The sequence below is a fragment of the Nitrososphaera sp. genome (assembly GCA_039938515.1).
GTDB lineage: Archaea > Thermoproteota > Nitrososphaeria > Nitrososphaerales > Nitrososphaeraceae > Nitrososphaera.
Genome location: JBDUUL010000001.1, coordinates 421,574 through 436,782 on the forward strand (window position 1 = coordinate 421,574; position 15,209 = coordinate 436,782).

Annotated in this window: 16 protein-coding genes and 1 rRNA gene; 10 read left to right on the forward strand and 7 right to left on the reverse strand. The window is 50.4% G+C overall.

Annotated features, from left to right (window positions below):
- The first annotated feature begins 108 nt into the window (after positions 1–108).
- From ABI361_02515 to ABI361_02540, 6 genes are all read left to right on the forward strand, one after another.
- Complete coding sequence (locus ABI361_02515) at positions 109–1,035, forward strand: NAD(P)-dependent oxidoreductase (GenBank protein MEO9319525.1); 927 nt, start codon at positions 109–111, stop codon at positions 1,033–1,035.
- Between the two features lie 28 nt (positions 1,036–1,063).
- Positions 1,064–2,224 (forward strand): DegT/DnrJ/EryC1/StrS family aminotransferase, encoded by a 1,161-nt coding sequence (locus ABI361_02520; GenBank protein ID MEO9319526.1) that lies wholly within the window; start codon positions 1,064–1,066, stop codon positions 2,222–2,224.
- 28 nt (positions 2,225–2,252) lie between these two features.
- Positions 2,253–3,083 carry a WbqC family protein gene (locus ABI361_02525; GenBank protein MEO9319527.1) on the forward strand — a complete coding sequence of 277 codons (831 nt, stop codon included), beginning with the start codon at positions 2,253–2,255 and terminating at the stop codon, positions 3,081–3,083.
- A 162-nt stretch (positions 3,084–3,245) separates the two neighbouring features.
- Positions 3,246–4,760, forward strand: coding sequence for an alkaline phosphatase family protein (locus ABI361_02530; protein MEO9319528.1), 1,515 nt, complete (start codon positions 3,246–3,248; stop codon positions 4,758–4,760).
- Positions 4,727–5,293 (forward strand): adenylyl-sulfate kinase, encoded by a 567-nt coding sequence (gene cysC, locus ABI361_02535; protein ID MEO9319529.1) that lies wholly within the window; start codon positions 4,727–4,729, stop codon positions 5,291–5,293. Before ABI361_02530 ends, cysC begins: the two co-directional genes overlap by 34 nt.
- Before the next feature lie 71 nt (positions 5,294–5,364).
- Positions 5,365–6,672, forward strand: a complete 1,308-nt coding sequence (locus tag ABI361_02540) for a PIG-L deacetylase family protein (protein ID MEO9319530.1) — start codon at positions 5,365–5,367, stop codon at positions 6,670–6,672.
- A 289-nt stretch (positions 6,673–6,961) separates the two neighbouring features.
- Here ABI361_02540 and ABI361_02545 read toward each other — a convergent pair whose 3' ends face one another.
- Positions 6,962–8,077 carry a PQQ-binding-like beta-propeller repeat protein gene (locus ABI361_02545; GenBank protein MEO9319531.1) on the reverse strand — a complete coding sequence of 372 codons (1,116 nt, stop codon included), beginning with the start codon at positions 8,075–8,077 and terminating at the stop codon, positions 6,962–6,964.
- A gap of 131 nt (positions 8,078–8,208) precedes the next feature.
- Here ABI361_02545 and ABI361_02550 point away from each other — a divergent pair, with 131 nt between their 5' ends.
- The 3 genes from ABI361_02550 (at position 8,209) to ABI361_02560 (ending at position 9,998) form a co-directional block, all read left to right on the forward strand.
- Positions 8,209–8,688, forward strand: coding sequence for a cupredoxin domain-containing protein (locus tag ABI361_02550; protein ID MEO9319532.1), 480 nt, complete (start codon positions 8,209–8,211; stop codon positions 8,686–8,688).
- A gap of 675 nt (positions 8,689–9,363) precedes the next feature.
- The gene (locus ABI361_02555) at positions 9,364–9,669 is read left to right on the forward strand and encodes a hypothetical protein (protein MEO9319533.1); all 306 of its coding nucleotides are present in this window, start codon (positions 9,364–9,366) and stop codon (positions 9,667–9,669) included.
- Entirely contained in the window at positions 9,666–9,998 is a 333-nt protein-coding gene (locus ABI361_02560) for a hypothetical protein (protein ID MEO9319534.1), read from the forward strand. The genes ABI361_02555 and ABI361_02560 overlap by 4 nt, the downstream gene beginning before the upstream one ends.
- Here the strand turns inward: ABI361_02560 and ABI361_02565 are convergent.
- The 4 genes from ABI361_02565 to ABI361_02580 all read right to left on the reverse strand — a co-directional run bounded on the left by ABI361_02565 (position 9,995) and on the right by ABI361_02580 (position 12,729).
- The gene (locus ABI361_02565; protein MEO9319535.1) at positions 9,995–10,348 is read right to left on the reverse strand and encodes a hypothetical protein; all 354 of its coding nucleotides are present in this window, start codon (positions 10,346–10,348) and stop codon (positions 9,995–9,997) included. The two genes, ABI361_02560 and ABI361_02565, sit on opposite strands and share 4 nt — an antisense overlap.
- Positions 10,349–10,725: 377 nt before the next feature.
- The gene (locus ABI361_02570) at positions 10,726–11,118 is read right to left on the reverse strand and encodes a 50S ribosomal protein L31e (protein ID MEO9319536.1); all 393 of its coding nucleotides are present in this window, start codon (positions 11,116–11,118) and stop codon (positions 10,726–10,728) included.
- Between the two features lie 16 nt (positions 11,119–11,134).
- Positions 11,135–11,293, reverse strand: coding sequence for a 50S ribosomal protein L39e (locus ABI361_02575; protein MEO9319537.1), 159 nt, complete (start codon positions 11,291–11,293; stop codon positions 11,135–11,137).
- 83 nt (positions 11,294–11,376) lie between these two features.
- Positions 11,377–12,729 carry an aspartate aminotransferase family protein gene (locus tag ABI361_02580; protein ID MEO9319538.1) on the reverse strand — a complete coding sequence of 451 codons (1,353 nt, stop codon included), beginning with the start codon at positions 12,727–12,729 and terminating at the stop codon, positions 11,377–11,379.
- A gap of 325 nt (positions 12,730–13,054) precedes the next feature.
- Between ABI361_02580 and ABI361_02585 the strand changes: the two genes are divergently transcribed.
- Positions 13,055–13,519, forward strand: coding sequence for a RidA family protein (locus ABI361_02585; protein ID MEO9319539.1), 465 nt, complete (start codon positions 13,055–13,057; stop codon positions 13,517–13,519).
- A gap of 269 nt (positions 13,520–13,788) precedes the next feature.
- On the opposite strand, the gene ABI361_02590 is transcribed toward ABI361_02585, so the two are convergent.
- On the reverse strand, positions 13,789–14,811 hold the full coding sequence (locus ABI361_02590) for a DHHA1 domain-containing protein (protein MEO9319540.1): 1,023 nt from the start codon (positions 14,809–14,811) through the stop codon (positions 13,789–13,791).
- A gap of 232 nt (positions 14,812–15,043) precedes the next feature.
- Positions 15,044–15,209 (reverse strand): 23S ribosomal RNA (locus ABI361_02595); the annotation flags it as partial.

Sequence of the window (15,209 nt, forward strand, 5' to 3'; positions counted from 1 at the left end):
ATGTGGCTTTTCCCAAATGCTTCTTAGAGATCCAACTCCTATCGCTCCAATTGGACATTCGTTGGATGCAATGGGACGGAGCTTTGCCTCCCCGGCCGGCCCTTCGAAATGCACATTCTGCTAACCGGATCCACCGGCTTTGTTGGCAGGCTGACTGCCGAAAGGTTGGCGGCTGCAGGACACACCATTACCGGTGTTTCACGATCCGGACCGCGTCCTGGATCCGTTCGGAACGACGGTACAAAAATAAATGCAATTGTATGCGACCTCGGGGACAGGAACCAGACTGCGAAGGTGTTTGATGCGGTTGAGAAGATAGACTGCGTCATCCATCTTGCGGGGCAGACGTTCAAAAAAGGCGCCGCTGACGCCCATATCTACTTTGACGGAAACCACAGTTCAACGCTGAACATCCTAGAGTGCTGCCGCACGCACAGGATCCCAAGGGTTGTATACAGCTCCACCATCGCGGTATATGGTCTGGCGCAGGGTCAAGCCTTGCCCGACTATCTGCCTGTCGACGAAAAGCACAGGATACGGCCTTACGATTTTTACGACCTAAGCAAAGCTCAGGCAGAATCGCTTGTAGAGTACTATTCAGGCAGGTACGGGATTGCGGGGACGATTCTAAGGTACTCAAGAATCTACGGCCCCGGAACTGAAAAGGCAATAGTCTACAGCGCAATTATGAACGCCAGGGAAAACAAGCCAATTCAGATAATGGGCGATATTACCAGCGATTTTGTCTATGTTGGCGACGCGGCTGATGCAAATGTTGCAGCAGCCACCCAGACTCAACCGTTTGGTGTCTTCAACATAGGAAGCGGTGAGGAAGTATCTCTCTATGATTTGTGCAGCAGCATAGTAAAGCTGTGCAACTCTGGTTCCGAACTTGTTTACATCAAGGAGCCGAGGGCGAGGTTTAGTCTCGACATCACCAGAGCAAGGAACTTGCTCCAGTACAGGCCAATTGGACTGCAGGAAGGCTTAAGTAAAACAATACGATCCATTAATGATTCATATGGAAGATACTAACAGAAAAATTAGCCAAAAATTGGATGGTATGGCTAGCCAGTCTCGGCCCGATACCAAGGTTCTAAAAAAGATCCCAAGTTCGGCCCCATTTTTCGACGATAAAGATATTGAAGAGATTCTCGGCGAAGTAAGAAAGATTCTAAAGAGCAAGCGGCTCGTTCTTGGCCCTTACAACAAAGAGTTTGAAGATTCCTTTAGCAGATATATCGGCACCAAATACTCCGTAGCCGTTAGCAGCGCGACTGCAGCGCTTGAAATCGTGTTAAGATACATTGACATACGAGACGCAGAAGTTATTGTTCCAACGAACACTTTCATTGCCTGTCCCAACTCAGTCCTTGCGGCCGGAGGCAAGCCGGTCTTTGGCGACGTCGACCCGCAGAGTTTTTGCATGGATATTGAGGACGTCAAGAGAAAGATAGGGTCAAAAACAAAGGCCATCATGCTTGTCCATCTCGCCGGACTTCCTCAGCCGGGCATTGACGAACTAAAAGAAATCTGCTCTGATAACAACATCCAACTTTTCGAAGACGCTTCCCACGCCCATGGAGCAAGCTATGGATCACGCAAAGTCGGCTCGGTCGGGATGGCAGGATGCTTCAGCCTGTTTGCCACCAAAATCCTAAGCACTGGGACAGGAGGGATTCTTACAACGGACGACGAAAAATTGCGAAATTTTGCCGAGGCACTTAGGCACCAGGGCGGAATTGGCGGAGAGGGCCAGATAGAGGTATTCGACAAGTACGGCTACGACTGGATGATGAGCGAAGTTACGGCGGCAATCGGGATCTCGCAACTGAACAAACTCGACAGGCAGCTTGAACAGAGGAGATTGATTGCTGAATCATACCGAAAGCATCTGCGTCCCATCGCAGGCGTCAAACCACTGAAGCCCTTTGATGGGCTCAACAGCTCGCATTGGAAGTTTATAGTTGTCCTGGACGACAAGATGGACAGAAACAAGGTGCGGGCTACAATGCGCCAAAAGTTCATGACAGACGCAGGAATTCTGTATCCCACCCTGTGTCATCTGCAGCCGCTTTATGCGGAGCTTGGCTACAAGCCAGGCTTGTGCCCGGTCGGAGAGGAGGTTATGAAGCATCAGCTCACCCTTCCAATAAACCCCTACATGACAGACGATGACGTTCAGATTGTCTGCAACTCACTTGCAGAGACCATCAACAACTGACCCCTGAACAAAAAAGTGAGCGACGGTTTTGATAGCCACAATACATCAGCCTGATTTTCTGCCCTGGCTTGGTTTCTTCAACAAAGCCGCGCTGTGCGACGTATTTGTTATAGCCGACCACGTCCAGTACCGGGACAACGGCTTTCAGAACAGGAACAGGATCAAGACTCCTCACGGGGCCCAATGGCTCACCGTTCCAGTCGCAAGGCAGTTCGGCGAACCTATTTTTAAAGTAAGGGTATCCACCCATCGGCAGGGCTCAAAATCCTGGGCCGACCTCCATATTCTAAACATCAGGAGAAATTATTCTAGGTCGCCTCACTTTGACAAATATTTTGGAATTTTTGAAGAGATTTACCGCAGAGGCTACGAGCACCTCTACGAGTACAATGTTGCTTTCATACAGGCGATTTTCCAGATGCTTGGAATCCATTCAAAGATCGCAGTCACTCATGACTGGGGACTTAAGGAGTCAAAGACGCAATCGGTGGTCGAGATATGCAAGCACGTTGGGGCCGACTCGTATATTTCAGGTATTCGGGGGGTAAGATATCTTGACGCTGGACTATTGTCTAGTAACGGCATTCGGTTGTTGTATAACAAATACGAGCACCCCGTCTACACCCAACTTTACATGAAGCTGGGATTCGCATCAAATATGTCGGTCATCGACCTGATATTCAACCATGGGCCCCAGTCGCTTGAAATAATAAAGTCGGGATTTAGAGGCTTTGAACTCACCGCAGAAGAAATCCAGAAACTTCAGGAGGAGGACATTAACAGGAAATCCGCATCGGCAGAGTTTGACGATAGCGCTGCTGAAGGCAATCTCGCCGAGGAGCCCAAGGCAGGGGCGTAATGCCAGACATGGTCCCGCTTTTGGAACCTTCTACACAATTAGGTTTTAATACGATAGCGCCAGGAGTGTTATTCCTCTCAAGTTGTCAGGAGTGCATTTGTTATTGAACTGTAATCTTCTGCTTAAGGATGGAGCCGTCTTAGCAAGGGAGTCAGCCAAGTATTGAGCGCCCAGCGCAAGATGCTCGTGATCGGCCTTGATTCGGTCCCCGCCGAGCTGTTCCTGTCACTTGCAAAGAACCTGCCGAACCTAGGCAAAATGTTAGACCGGGGCCTTTTCGCAGTCCTTGAAAGCTGCCACCCCCCGATTACAGTTCCGGCCTGGATGGTCATGATGTCAAGCAAGACACCGGGCAGGCTGGGCATTTACGGCTTTCGCCACCGCAAGGGCTCGTCATACAGCGACGGATGGATTGCAAACTCCCAGTCAGTCAAAGAAAACAGAGTGTGGGACATACTTGCGAAGTATGGCAAGAAGGCTTGTCTTGTGGGCGTGCCTCCAACATATCCCCCTATTGCCGTCAACGGAAACCTTGTTTCATGCTTCCTCACTCCTCGCGATGCCACAGAATTTACTTACCCCCCGTCGCTTTCGCAGGAGATACGGGATCTGATGAATGGCTCAGGTAATTACCTGTTTGACGTTCAGTTCAGGACGGACGACAGGGACAGCATTCTGAAGAAATTATACGAAATGACCGACAAGCGCATAGAGGTTATCAAGTACCTGATGAAGTCCAAGGACTGGGATTACACGATGTTTGTCGAGATTGGAGTCGACAGGCTGCATCACATGTTCTGGAAGTACTATGACAAGCAACATCCAAAGTACGTTCAAGGGAACAAGTATGAAAGCGTAATTCCAGATTATTACAAGCATCTTGACCAGAAGATTGGGGAGCTTGTCTCCTTAGTCGATGACGATACTTACGTTCTTGTCGTTTCTGACCACGGGACAGCCGCTATGCAGGGCGCGTTCTGCATTAACGAGTGGCTCATAAAGGAAGGATATCTGGTCCTCAAAGAATATCCAAAGACAGTTACAGACATCGAAAAGGTAGACATCGTAGACTGGGAAAAGACTGTCGCCTGGGGTTGGGGAGGCTATTACGCGAGGATCTTTCTCAACCTCAAAGGCCGCGAGCCCAAAGGCATCGTTTCAATGAATGATTATGCCAAGATACGCGAGGAACTTAAGGAAAAGCTTCTCCGCATTTCAGGGCCGGGGGGCGAAAAATTTGACAATAGAGTGTTTTATCCCGAGCAATTGTATGACCAGTGTAACGGCCAAAAGCCCGATCTCATGATTTATTTCGACAACCTGTTTTGGCGCTCCGCAGGAACAATAGGCCACAATAGCCTTTATCTATCTGAAAATGACACGGGTCCGGATGACTCGGTTCACTGGATGGACGGCATTTTCCTTTTGTATGACAAGAGAGCCGAGAAGAGAATCCAAAGCCAGCAGAGTTCGGTCCGAAACGCGCAAGAGTCAAACAGCAACGCCCCAGGCGAGAGTATTTCCGGCTACGACTCGCTTCGCAGGTTTAGTATCTATGACGTTGCGCCAATTATTCTTCACAGTATGGGAATAAAAGACACCCCTTCCGATATGAAAGGTAAGGTTCCAAAAGAGGTATTGGCATGGACAAAGCAGTCGACCGAACAGGCGCTGTAGTTATCTGGCTCACCGGCATTCCGGGAGCCGGTAAGACTACTATTGCCAAAGCGCTGCATCCAAAGCTGCTTGAAGCGGGCTACAGAGTTGAGCTCCTTGACGGGGACGTGGTAAGAAGCCAGCTGAGCCCGGATCTAGGATTTACGAAGCAGGACAGGGAGCTTCACGGGCGACGGGTTGTTTATTTGTGCAAACTTCTTTCAAGAAACGGCATCGCGTGTATCGTGTCTTTGATATCCCCCTACAGGGACCTGCGAGATTTCGCCAGGCGCGAGATTGGAAATAATTTCTTTGAGGTGCACGTTCAAGCGTCGCTTGAAACGTGCATCAAACGCGACCCGAAAGGCCTCTACAAGAAGGCGCTTGCTGGCGAAATCAAGGATTTAACAGGCCTTCAAGATAAGTATGAGCCGCCACTAAACCCTGAATTGACGGTAAATACGGAAACCGAGAGCCTTGAGTCGATAATAACCAAGATTGCCTCGAGGCTTGCCGAGTCCAACTACCTCAAGAACCAATCCCGCACCCACTGACAAGAGCACAACATGTCTGTCGGCTCCCTCAAGAGGTTAATCGCTGACTGTCCATCAGGAGCCTCGGAGGGATGACCAGCCGCAATGTTGTTGTAGTATTTTGCGCCCCGAAGGATGTGGAGTCATGCAAGAGAACGCTTGCAAGACTTTCCGAGGCCGGAAACTCTGTTACGATGGTCTTTATCGGGGCTCCTTCTCAAAGGCAGAGGTTCCTCGAGACAGCAGAATTAATGGCCCTGCGGCCTGGCTCCTTAACCGTTTCAATTGCTGGCAACTTTGATTACCGGGCTGTTACGCAGCAAAACGTCAAGACACTGGAGTCAGCCGCATCTGCTTCTTCTGGCGCTGGTCAATCAGGCAATAAAGCCACTGAATTTGATTTGGCGATAATACCTTCAGCGGTCCATGCTGACCGACGCCATCTGGTCGCAGCCAAGAGCTCTCTGCTGGCATTTAGAAAGGTTCCGAACGTGCTGCATTACCCGCCCGCCGCGAAGTCGCCTTCCAGACAGGTAATCCCCGTGCGAGGTCCTGAAAAGAATGTAATCTGCCTCAATTTCGAGCGACTGTCAGCTGGAACCCACCGCGGGCATGACGCATTGTACTTTCGTCGACTATACGAGGGAAGACCTGCTCCGCAGCACGCCGAGAGGGAGGTGTTTCAGAGCCAGCGCTTGGTGCTCAATGGCAACTCCTTCGAAGAATCATTTCAGACGGCCGCGATTTCTGACATGAAGAATTCCGCAGGGAAAATGAAGATTCTGGCCGTGGGTGCACACCCGGACGATATCGAAATCGGCTGCGGCGGTACTATGTCCATGCATAAGCAGAGGGGCGATAGCACCCATGGTTTGTTATGCACGCTTGGAGGAGTGAGAGGGGACCCGCAGGTGCGGAGGGATGAAGCATACAAGGCGGCCGAAACTATCGGATTCCAGCTGGAGATTTTGGACATTCCTGTAGAAAAGCTGAATCAACCCGGCGCTGAAGTAACGAAGATCTTCGGCAGGATTCTCGCCAGATTAAGGCCTGACAGGATTTATGTCCACTCCATCAACGACAATCATCAGGTGCACGTCAGCATCTCAAGTTGCGTCACCGATGCTGCGCTTTCCATGGATGCGTTACCGCAAATCATGCATTACGAGACCATTTCATCTACCACGACCGAATTCAGGCCAAACGCGTTCACCGAAATTTCTGCTTTCATAGACGTCAAGACAGAAAGCATTAACGCCCACGTGACTCAGGCTGACAGGTTCTACTTGCAGCCTGGTGTAATCCGTTCTCTGGCAAACACGCGATATGTGTGGGGAAAGGTTGGACCGAATCCCGATGGCTTGGCTGAAGCATTCTCAATAGTTGCCCTTCCGCTTTAGTCAAAAGCGACAAAATTCACAGAGGCATGAACGAGTAATAGCTGATCCTTTACCGTGAATGATTTTTGTTCAGATCCATTTGCAAGCACAAGTCGGATAGAAAAGTCGGTCTTTCGGCTGCTGTTAATTTTGCGGAGGAGGCTAGATGTCCAAATATTTAAGAGCCGCCACAAACCTGACGGTGTCGCAACCTAAAAGTCTCATTCTATCAATAAAAGGGGGAGGAGAGCATTTCCAAGCCTCTTTGCGATAAATGCTCATCTTTGGCTGAATCGGAAGTGCCTACGGCTCAGTTAAAGTGTGCTGGCGGCGGAGTCTGACCTGTATAATCTCCAACTATGTATGCGGTGTACGGTCCGAAGAGCTGGTTAGGTCCATTTCCGGCGATGTTGGTCATTCCGTATTGGAATACTAGGTGCTTTTGGGAATTGACCACGAGCACCCTATCGTTGTTCTGGTCTGAAATTACGGTATTGCCGGTTACTGTTCTAACGGCGTTAGTTGGAAGAGGATTCGGGTTGCTCCCTGCGCTCTTGTTGGTAAAGACCTGAAATACAACATGCTTGCTAGTATTGATTTCAACGATCCTGCTGTGCCCCGAGTCCGTGATAAGCGTGTCCCCATTAGGGAGCCTGCTCGCAAATGCGGCAGCACTTATGTCCTTACTGTATGACCATACGATTTGCCCGGCCTTTGTAATTTCAATTACCCTGTTGTTATTCTCATCAGCGATAAGTACATGTCCGTTTGCTAGCAGCTCAGCGCTATTTGGATTGTTCAATGCTCCAGGACCCCTCTTGGGCCCGTATTCCCAGACGATATGCTTGGTACTGTTGACCTCAATTACCCTGTTATTTCCCTGGTCTGTTATCATTATGTCGTGGTTCGGCAGCTGGATTGCAAATACGGGCACGTTGAGAAGGTCAAAGCCTGAACCTGTTTTTCCTGCTTGGCCGTATTGCCATACGATGTCGCCAGCTTGATTTACGACAATTACCCTGTTATCGACGCAAGGAGCCGTACCGTTCACTCCAGGAGGGATACCAGTCCCTGCCATCAGGGTAAGCCCGTCGCCTATTCTTTCTGCATCGTTTGATCCAATTATTGCACCAGGGCCGGGGTTGCATAATGTTGAATTTCCTGAACCAAAGCTCCAGACAATTTGCTTGGTTGCAGGATCAATTTCGACTACTCTATTGTTAAATTGGTCTGTAATGAGCACGTTTCCGGGACTGTTGAACATACCAGACTTCGCTGGATTCGTCGGTGCTACCGCGGCGTAGACAGTCCTTGATTGCGCTGTTAGAATGGAGGATAGAAACAAAACGGCGATCGCTGCTATTGCAGCTGCGGCGATCGGTTTCCTCCGCAAGCGCCTTCCCTTTGAGTATATGACTTGAGTCATGCAGTCAAGTAATCATGAAGCGAATTCTTAAGATCGCAGACAAATCCCGCATGTGGAACCCAAGTTTGGAAACCAACGCTGGAATTTGTAGTATGATGTAATGTGTGAGAATGTCGTGGTTCTTGCTCATGTTGAAAAAATACAGCAACGTGATCTTGGTCGGGGCAGTTGGGACGGCACTTGCCATGACCGTCGCGCTACTGGCAGGTTTTTCTTTAAGCACCTATCAGTCTGCCGACGCGTTGAAATACAAAGGCCAGGATCGAGAGTTCTACATCACAAATATGGACAATGCAAAAGTAAACGAAACCGTAAACCACATTCCTCCAGATGTCTTCAATCCCACGTACATTTCGGTTAAAAAAGGCGACCATGTCACCATCCACTTTTACAATGTAGAGCAGTCCGCAGACGACAAACACTCCTTTACCATACTTGAGGGACCATACAAGACAAACGTAATTCTAGGCGGGGGTCAAAGCCAATCCTGGAGCTTCGTCGCAAATCAGACAGGCATCTACACGTACTTTTGCTCATTTCACCAGCCGAGCATGAGAGGGGAGCTGGCAGTAGAGCCCCCAACTTACGATGAGTTCAGGGCGCTGCACTAGGCCACCACTCTTTTTTTTGTACGGCGCACGTGTTTTCAGACTCATGTCGCCACTTTAAGTCGATTTGATTGACCCGACCTCATAAACAAGAGATGTGCATTAGCCACAAAGAAGTTGCACGCTTCATTTTATAGCAGACGAAGGTCGCTCGGATAATTCGAGGTCAAGTACCTGCCGTCAGGTATTCGCAACCGAAACAATTAGGCCCATACTGCCAACTCTCAGCTACCGCTGGAATATAACGTGGATATTTGCCGGATTTCCCTGGCGCATCAGCACACCAGGACATTGTCATTGCCAATCGCTTGGGTTTTTCCACTTATGTTTGCTCATCTCGCGTAGCAGGTGTCAGAGTGGCCGCTAAGGGCATATCCTAACCGAAACAGTCCTGCAGAAAACCTTGGCATTAACAGCCAAGCAATTTCTAGCGGGGCTTGTACGTTAGCGTAAGAATAAAAACGTTCGACGGATTTTGTTACTAAGTGCCTGCTCAAGCAAACCGCTTGTGTGCTTATGGATTTCTGTTTGCGTCTGAAATACCTGAAACTGGAACCCAGCCGCGATTGGCACCATCACCACGATAATATTATTATCGCCGGAAACCTTTGGTGATTGCCTTCAGAAATGCGTGATTGCTTTCTGTCCAGAAAAGCAGGACGGCGTTTTTAGCGCTCGATGCTAGACCCAATGGCTTTGCATTTCGTCGGGGCGGTTGCGATACTGGTTGCTGCTGCCGTGCCGGCATACCTTGCGTCGAAGCTCGGAGGAATGCTGAGGTGGCTCACCCTTGCGCTTGCGGGTTTTTGCGTCGTGCACAGTTTTTACCACCTTGCCAAGTTCGTGGGCAACGATTACTTGGGGGATTCGGTATTTGAACCGCTGTCCGTAGGAGCGCTTCTTGTTTTCGGACTGATTTTTGCGCTTGACATAACGCGCAGAAAACGCCAGCAGAGTGATCAAAGCGAGGTGCGGCAAAAGTGACGGGGGACGCGGCCTCCATTGCGAGCCTCATTACAGGCAACTATACCTTGATACTACTGCTGATAGCATTGCCGCTGTTCGGCTGGCTTGCAGCCAGTGCGAGAAAGGTAACAACATTTCAATTCCAGATATCCATATTCATACTCATATGGATTATTGGGGAACTCGCAGATGTTGCTCATGATGCAGGAATTGTATCCATACAGCTGGGCCTTGAAATCCACATTTCCTCGATGTTGTTTTTTGCAGTCATGTTATGGGTGCGGTTCTTGCGTGCAAGGAAGTTTGGCAGGTCGATGATTGAGACTGGAGAAGAAAACCTGAGCTAGTCCAGCGAGAAAAAGCGTTCAGCGGTTCTTGCAAACTGGTTAAAGTTCCTTTCAGCGTCTACTAGAATCTCGCCGTTTTCGTATCTGACCGTGACGCTCTTCAGAGTACTCCTAAAAAGCGAGAACCTCTTGCCTTCAGGGGTAATCACAATCCGGTCTACGGCGAGCAACCCTGACTCTACGAGCCACTTCACCTTTCGGTATGCGGTAGTATGCGGGATGTTCGCCTCTCTAATGATGTCATTTACCGACTTCAAGGAATACTTTGCCAGGTTCATTATCTTGACCATTTCGTCGTCTGCCAGCGCCGTCAGTATGGACTGCTTCAGTGCGCCGGAGACCGAGACCAAGGCACGTATGGAAAATTAGCCTTACGTAATATTTAACAACAGCAGTTAGCGCCTGCTGATTTTGCCGCTTTGGCACGCGCCAATTCCATATCTAGATTCCAGGAGGGCAATGACTGCATTTGACGCGAAGATGAGACGGGGCCCAAGACTTGCTCTTGATTTGTCTGCATCAGCCCGTCGCCAAATATCCACAGTCGAGGGGTCAAGTCTCGATGTCTCTATCGCAGACTGTTGCGATCGGTTAATTTCTTGTGATACATACTCTTGCAAACTTTATCCTCGCCTTCTGCGATCAATACGATCTCCTTCATTTTCTTCTTGTCGCCAAGCGACTGAAAAAACCTAAAGCAAGCAGGACAGACTTCGATCATAAAGACCTAGGCACTGCCAGGTGCAGTTTCAGCGGTCGGGGTAGTTGATGCGGGTGTCTCCTTCGGCTCGGCAGCTGCTTCCTTTGCAGGCGGAGGAGTTGAAGCAACGGATGCAACCGGCTCGGTGGGCGCCTCTTCATAGAGCGAAACCGTCACAACATCGTCCTCATCTCTTACCATTTTGACGCGCACCTTGCGCGGCGGATTGGTCTTTCCCCGGCTCCAGATCTGGCGGTTGAGGTCCTGGTCGAGTTTGATGTCATCGCTCTTCATGTGCTTGACCGCAAACTCACGAATCATGTTGATTACTCTATCAGTACGCTTGTGCTGTGGCGTTATCCAAGCTCTTCCCAGATTAATGGTGTAAACGCGTGTTAAATTCTCTTCAGCTGTTGACATTTATTATTACATACTCCTATCCAACATTTGCATCCGATCGGCGCCATAGCCGGCGCTTTGGATTTGTTCTAACCTTTCGACTCGTTCGAATGACAACCCAGGCAGGAACGGGCTTGTTCTGTTTTGTACGCTTCATTAGCCTCCTCTTGCGTGACGTATTTTTCCTGGCAGCCATCCAGCAGTCTCTCCTACGGATGTTTATTTCCGCTTTTTAAGTGTTGGTTTGCAACGGCCGTTCTTCCACCGCGATGATAAAATCTAGGCGTTTTTTACCGCCGGCTTTAGCGAGCGTGCAAACGACCTGCTAGCCTCGAGAAGTTTCCAGAGGTCCGTTTGGTCATGGGCAAACGAAAATGCGCCCAGTTTTCCGGGCAGGAAGAAAATGTTGTTGAGCGACATCAGAGCCATATGGTATGAAAGTAAAGTACTTCTGTTAGAAAGCGCAACATCCGTAGCGTTTACGATGTCCTGCTGGCCCGCTGCCAAAAAGTGCGGCATGAATAGAGAGCCGGCACCTGTGACCCTGCATGCGATTCCAGAATCATCAAAAATCTTCTGTATACCCAATCGCGCGGCCTCACCCAGCCTCTCCAGTTTTGAATATACCCGGAGCTTGTTCTTCTTCAGAAATTCCAGAGTGGCTGCGCCTGCGACCATGGTCATTGGATTTGCGGAAAAAGTTCCGCCGCCTATGGCGCATCGTACCTGCTTTTCCTTCCTCTGCACGGGGTCTGCCAAGGACATGATTTCTTTTTTACCGCATACCACACCGATGGGCATGCCGCCGCCGACTATCTTGCCCAGCGTGAACAGGTCCGGCTGAAGACCATACAACCCTGCAGCGGTTCCAAGCGTAAGCCTGAAACCGGTGACAATCTCGTCAAGTATGAATAGGCTGCCGTTTTTGTTTGCAAATTCTTGGAGGCCCTTCAAATAATCGTCATTGGAAGGAATGCAGCCCGCGCCGGCCAACAGAGGCTCGATTATTATGCATGCGAGATCGTCTTTTATCGTCTCCAAGATTTTGAGCGAGGACTCGAGGTCGTTGAATGGTATAGATTCTACGAACTGCCCTTCGTCCTGGAGCAGGCCGGGACCCTCGTCTGCCTCAAATGGGTAGTTTACGGTCTGTAGCAGAGCGTCGTTAAAGCCGTGCCAGCCCCCGATAGCCTTTGCAATAACCCTCCTTCCGGTTTTCGCCCTGGCAAGGCGGGTCGCATACATTGTGGCCTCAGAGCCTGTGCTTGAAAACCTCATCAGTTCTGCGCCTGGCGCCAGCTTTTGTATGAGGTCCGCAAGCTCGATGCTCGCAGTGTTTGCCGTTCCAACAAGCGTCCCGTTCTTTGCCTGGCGGGCAAGAGCAGAGGACACCTCGGGAGGAGAATGGCCAAGTATCAGTGCCCAGTGACCCATCCAGTAGTCAGTATAAGAGTTGCCGTCAGAGTCGTAGAGTTTCTTTCCTTTCGATCTCGTCACAAAGAACGGGTGCGGCTCAAAATACCGAATGTTGTGGTTTATTCCACCCGGAAAAAGCCGGGCTGCCTTGGCGTAGAGAGCCCTCGACTTGCGCGTACGCGATGCATAAATCGAGCCGACGTCGCTAGCGGACATTTGATGAAAAGCCGGTCAATGTGTTCATCTATAAGCCTTTGCGCCCCGTTTGAGCGTAGACGTTCGGAGCGTTAATACGCAGGGAGAGCGAATTTGCGTCCGAATAAATAATGAACTGTGCGGGCTGCAACCACACTCATTCCGCTCACTTGAGCAGCTCCGGGTCAGATTCGATAATGAAACTGGGTTTGTGCACTGTACCGGACTGCAGCTGCGTCCAATATGTCGACAAGATCGAGAGAATTGATGAAGAGCTCATGTAATAAGCCGCGCCAATTCGTTTCGGCGTGAACAGTTTTAATGTCAGCCCTTCGCTCACAGGTTTGTGCCCCAGATTGACCAAGTTCTAGCTCGTCACGGAGTTGTCCTACCGATTCCCCCCGCACCAGCTGGCTCTTATGTCCCGGTCGTCATTTCGGGCTCTACGGCATATGTTTCAGGCCAGATTCCGATGGAGAGCGGAAAAATAGTCTCAAAGGGAAAACTCGGAAGAGATGTCTCGCTGGAGGCTGGCCAGCAAGCGGCAAGACTTTGCTGCATCAACGCACTTGCGCAGCTAAAAGCGGCCACAGGCTCGCTTGACCGGATTGCAAGGGTTGTCAAGGTTACAGGTTATGTCAATTCCGATCCCCAGTTTACCGATCAGCCAAAGGTAGTTAACGGCGCCTCAGATTTTCTCGTAGAGATTTTTGGCGACAAGGGAAGGCATGCGAGGTCCGCTGTCGGCGTTAGCTCCCTGCCCTTTGACAGTTCGGTAGAGTTGGAACTTGTGGTAGAGCTTGGAGCCTGAAGGGTGCTTCCGCAAGAGCGGAAGCTGCCGCGCTGAAGCTAATCCTCCGACTGATCGATAGAAATCTCCAGGATTCCGCTGTGGCCGGAGACTCTCTCATGCTCCCGAAGCTCAAACTCGTATAGAAAAATCCGCTTACAGCAGTCACATGCGTATTTGCGTAAGGCCAACCTGCCCATTTCCGCAGTCAGGTGCCGCCCTCGGCATAAGATTTCAGGCATTTGCAACATTTGACACGCAAGCTCGCTTCCCTCCCGTCGATGATTGGATTAATTAGAGTCGATCTTTGAATCAATGGCTCGCACGAACTCCTCAAGTTTGTCCTTTGGCACTACTGCACCGCATGCCCTGTCGTGTCCGCCGCCGCTCCCCCCCAAACCTGTCGCGATTTCGTTGACAAGCCTTCCGAGGTGCACCTTGCAATTCGATGCGCCCCTGATCGAGAACACATACGAGTTGATGTCATCCTTCAGTTTGTACACCATCGCCGCCGGCTTTTCAGAGGCGCCGAGAACAAAGTTTACCACCATGCTCGCAGACAGTTCGACGGTGCTTGGAGCATACGCTAGGTTCTCAAGCGGCACGATCTGGTCCCTTATGGTCTCGACGGCGTGGGCCACCTTCTTTGCATAGCGCTCGGCAATCTCAAAACCGTCTCGCACGTCATGCGGGAACTTCATCTTGGACAGCGTGTCGACGAGCTTGACGAGGAATTCATCATGATGCTGGTTTGCGGAAATCATGTAGGAGAGGCTTGTTGCTTCTAGCATTAAGAACTGCCTGTCGAACTTTTGGACGAGGCGTGCAGCCGTCGGCCGGTCTTCCATATAGTCCGTCAGGGCACCCATTGCAGCAAGAAAGGCCGCGTTCGCAGGCAGTTCGTTCTTGAACAAGCCGTACGCTTGGACGCTAGTACATTCGTCCACGGTGTGGACAAGGTTCACCCCACCCTTTCTCAGCGAAGAAGAAGTCTCCTTATTCAGGTCATGGTGGTCGATATAGAAAACCTGTTTGCCGTCCGACACGCAGCCGGTCAGGACCTCGGCAAACTGCTTTTCGTTCTTCTTTGACAGTCCAAGGTCGCAAACAACGATGCGGTCGTGTTTGCCCGCAGAAACGGCCTTTTCAAGTCTAGCCATAAGGTTAGCGTAATCGACAAGCACCACCTTTGATGCCTGCAGTGCCGACTTGACTATCGCCGCTGAGCATATGCCATCGGCGTCCTCCTTGTGCGACACGCACATCGTGGAAATCGGCGATGCCCCAGATTCAGTTTGCAGAGAACCCTTCATGAAAGAATGCCGGCTTTATGACAAGCCAGCCTGATTTAATGGTTGATAGGCTGAAAAACTGACAGTCGAGGTCAATTGGATTAGAAAAAAGGCAGTATGATCGTCGTGCACAGGATCACAGACTTACGAAAATCTTCTTTACGTGTTTCCGAGGAGCATGCATGCAGATACTACGTGCAAGCACATACACATTACCACCGCACAAGTGGCCTACCACCAGTAGGAGGTAGACCGGTAAAGTGCGTCGGGCTATTGGGAATGGCAGGCTGAGCACCTCGCCGAAGCTTGGTGCGTACACCTCCATCCCATCAACGCCATCTTCTATGGCCGCCCTTCTCCTTACGGAAGGCTGTCTTTTCTCGGGAAAGGCTTCGTCCTTAGATGCTTTCAGGACTTAT

Bases quoted from the DNA above. Each gene is read 5' to 3' on its own strand.
- ABI361_02540 (MEO9319530.1), top strand. From the start codon at position 5,365: ATGACCAGCCGCAATGTTGTTGTAGTATTTTGCGCCCCGAAGGATGTG.
- cysC (MEO9319529.1), top strand. From the start codon at position 4,727: ATGGACAAAGCAGTCGACCGAACAGGCGCTGTAGTTATCTGGCTCACC.
- ABI361_02545 (MEO9319531.1), bottom strand. From the start codon at position 8,077: ATGACTCAAGTCATATACTCAAAGGGAAGGCGCTTGCGGAGGAAACCG.
- ABI361_02580 (MEO9319538.1), bottom strand. From the start codon at position 12,729: ATGTCCGCTAGCGACGTCGGCTCGATTTATGCATCGCGTACGCGCAAG.
- ABI361_02555 (MEO9319533.1), top strand. From the start codon at position 9,364: ATGCTAGACCCAATGGCTTTGCATTTCGTCGGGGCGGTTGCGATACTG.
- ABI361_02520 (MEO9319526.1), top strand. From the start codon at position 1,064: ATGGCTAGCCAGTCTCGGCCCGATACCAAGGTTCTAAAAAAGATCCCA.
- ABI361_02515 (MEO9319525.1), top strand. From the start codon at position 109: ATGCACATTCTGCTAACCGGATCCACCGGCTTTGTTGGCAGGCTGACT.
- ABI361_02570 (MEO9319536.1), bottom strand. From the start codon at position 11,118: ATGTCAACAGCTGAAGAGAATTTAACACGCGTTTACACCATTAATCTG.
- ABI361_02575 (MEO9319537.1), bottom strand. From the start codon at position 11,293: ATGGCTGCCAGGAAAAATACGTCACGCAAGAGGAGGCTAATGAAGCGT.
- ABI361_02590 (MEO9319540.1), bottom strand. From the start codon at position 14,811: ATGAAGGGTTCTCTGCAAACTGAATCTGGGGCATCGCCGATTTCCACG.